This is a genomic window from Dolichospermum sp. LEGE 00246 (assembly GCF_015207865.1).
Classification (GTDB): domain Bacteria; phylum Cyanobacteriota; class Cyanobacteriia; order Cyanobacteriales; family Nostocaceae; genus Dolichospermum; species Dolichospermum heterosporum.
In genome coordinates this window covers 1-2,921 of the sequence record NZ_JADEWA010000576.1, presented here as the reverse complement: position 1 = coordinate 2,921, position 2,921 = coordinate 1, and the positions used below count along the sequence as shown (strand labels likewise).

Sequence of the window (2,921 nt, the reverse complement as noted above, 5' to 3'; positions counted from 1 at the left end):
ATTAAATTATATCAATTTTCATGTTTATTTGTTCATATTTCAGTCTTTGTTTTAGGGAAAGTTAAGGCTTTTATTCCAGTGATTCTCAGCCTGTGACTCCTAAATCAACTTATTTTCCGTAGTATGGAGGATGCGGTTTGAAGTTATCTATAAAATTGTATCTGTCTAAACTAGATAGGAAATTGAAATTATGAAGATTAATTTACAACTAGCGCTTAATGATGCTGGTATAGATGCAAATCAAACTAGCACTCAACGTCAATTAGTAGTTTCTGTTTCTGCTAGTGGTGAAACAATAGATCGGACTGTGCCATTGAACTTATGCTTGATTCTCGATCATAGCGGTTCAATGATGGGAAAATCCCTAGAAACTGTCAAAAATGCCGCTTGTTTATTGGTAGATCGTCTCACTCCTGAAGATCGCCTCAGTGTGGTTGTTTTTGACCACCGGGCTAAAGTTCTAGTCCCAAATCAGTTAATTAGCGATCGCCAACATATTAAAAAACAGATCATGCAACTCAAAGCTGATGGGGGAACTGCTATTGATGAGGGTTTACGCTTAGGAATTGAAGAATTAGCCAAGGGTAAACATGATACAGTTTCCCAAGCATTTTTACTGACTGATGGGGAAAATGAACATGGTGATAACGATCGCTGTTTGAAATTTGCCCAATTAGCCGCCAGTTATAATTTAACTCTAAATACATTGGGATTTGGTGACAATTGGAATGATAAAGTTTTAGAAAAAATCGCTGATGCTGGCATGGGTACGTTGTCTTATATTCAACACCCAGATCAGGCTGTATCGGAATTTGGGCGGTTGTTTAGTCGAATGCAAACAGTGGGGTTGACTAACGCTCAACTATTATTATCCTTAATGCCTAATGTGCGGTTAGCAGAACTCAAACCCATTGCCCAAGTTTCCCCAGATACCATTGAGTTACCAGTACAACCCGAAAGCGATGGGCGCTTGGTGGTGAGATTGGGCGATTTAATGAAAGACGGGGAACGGGTAGTTTTAGTTAATATTTATGTGGGACAGTTGCCAGAAGGTAAACAGGCGATCGCTAATGTTCAAGTCCGCTACGATGACCCCGCCCATAACCAAATCGGGCTATACTCCCCCAATCTACCAATTTATGCTCATGTCACCAGGGAATACCAACCAGCACCAAATCCCCAGGTACAACGGTCGGTTTTAGCTTTAGCCAAATATCGCCAAACCCAGTTAGCCGAAACGAAATTACAGCAGGGTGATCGGGCTGGTGCAGCAACGATGTTACAAACTGCGGCAAAAACTGCGCTGCAAATGGGAGATGCTAGTGCTGCAACGGTATTGCAAGTTTCCGCCACCCGCCTACAAGCTGGGGAACAGTTATCAGAAAGCGATCGCAAAAAAACCAGAATTGTCTCAAAAACTGTTTTGCAAGATGCTTCCCCTCAATGAAAGTTCAACTAACATCGGCTCTAAATGATACCAACGTTGATGCTGCCCAACAAAGCAATCAACGTCAACTCTCAATTTCTATTTCCGCCATTCCTGCTGAATTTGAACAAAGTTTACCCTTGAATCTCTGCTTGATTCTCGATCAAAGTGGTTCTATGTCCGGTGAACCCATGAATATTGTCATTCAAGCAGTTGAGCAATTATTGGATCAATTAAAAGTTGGTGACAGGATTTCCATCATCGGTTTTGCTGGCACGTCTGGAGTCATTATCCCCAACCAAATCATCCAAGATATTGAAAGCATCAAAACCCAGTTAAGAGCCAAGCTAAAGGCTGCTGGCGGGACTGTCATCGCCGAAGGTTTATCCTTGGGGATTACAGAACTACTCAAAGGCACAAAAGGGGCGGTTTCCCAAGCCTTCCTCCTCACAGATGGTCATGGGGATAACGGGTTACAGATTTGGAAATGGCAAATTGGACCAAATGACAATAAACGTTGTTTGCAACTTGCCAAAAAAGCCGCCAAACTCAACCTGACAATTAACACCCTGGGTTTTGGTGATGACTGGAATCCAGATTTATTGGAAAAGATTGCTGATGCAGGGGGTGGGACTCTAGCTTATATCGAGAACCCAGAACAAGCTGTAACTCAATTTGCGCGGCTATTTCGGCGGGTACAATCAGTGGGATTAACAAATGCCCATTTACTCCTATCTTTAGTACCTGTTGTCCGTCTGGCGGAACTCAAACCCGTTGCCCAAGTTGCCCCAGATACCATTGAATTACCAGTGGAAACCGATGCTAATGGGACTTTAATACTGCGGTTAGGGGACTTGATGAAGGATAGCGAAAGGGTTGTTTTAGCGAATATTTATCTGGGACAATTACCAGAAGGGAAACAAGTCATTGGTCATATTCAAATTCGCTATGATGACCCATCCTTGAATAAAGAGGGTTTACTTTCTCCCTTAGTGCCAATATATGCCAATTTTACCAAGAGTTATGAACCTGCTCTCAATTCCCAGGTGCTAAACTCGATTCTGCTTTTGGCTAAATATCGGCAAACTCAATTAGCTGAGGCAAAATTAGAACTAGGCGATCGCCTTGGTGCTGCCACAATGTTACAAACTGCTGCTAATACCGCCTTGCAAATTGGTGATACCTGTGCAGCCACCGTGCTACAAGTTTCAGCAACTCGCTTACAAGCCGGTGAAGAACTCACCGAAAGCGATCGCAAGAAGACAAGAATGGCATCCAAGACTATTTTGAAAGAATAGCTGTAGGGTAGGTCTTTTGGCCTACCTGATCAAATTTTCGGCAATTTTTGAGCCAGCGATCGCTCAAAAACCATGAAGTAGGGTTTGCTGATAGCGCAGCGTGGCGTTAGCCATACTTCTAGCAGTTCGTCAAATTTATTTTGACGGGTAATGGAAAAAAACTTCTGTTCTTCCCTCCCCCTCTACCTCCCCCACAT

At 42.9% G+C, this 2,921-nt stretch carries 2 protein-coding genes; both read left to right on the top strand.

From position 1 onward, the window contains the following. The first annotated feature begins 190 nt into the window (after positions 1-190). The gene (locus IQ228_RS24205) at positions 191-1,447 is read left to right on the top strand and encodes a VWA domain-containing protein (RefSeq protein ID WP_027401713.1); all 1,257 of its coding nucleotides are present in this window, start codon (positions 191-193) and stop codon (positions 1,445-1,447) included. Then, entirely contained in the window at positions 1,444-2,724 is a 1,281-nt protein-coding gene (locus tag IQ228_RS24200; protein WP_027401714.1) for a VWA domain-containing protein, read from the top strand. Before IQ228_RS24205 ends, IQ228_RS24200 begins: the two co-directional genes overlap by 4 nt. Positions 2,725-2,921: the final 197 nt, after the last annotated feature.

Excerpts from the sequence above, each read along its gene's own strand:
- IQ228_RS24205 (WP_027401713.1), top strand. The coding sequence starts at position 191 with ATGAAGATTAATTTACAACTAGCGCTTAATGATGCTGGTATAGATGCA.
- IQ228_RS24200 (WP_027401714.1), top strand. The coding sequence starts at position 1,444 with ATGAAAGTTCAACTAACATCGGCTCTAAATGATACCAACGTTGATGCT.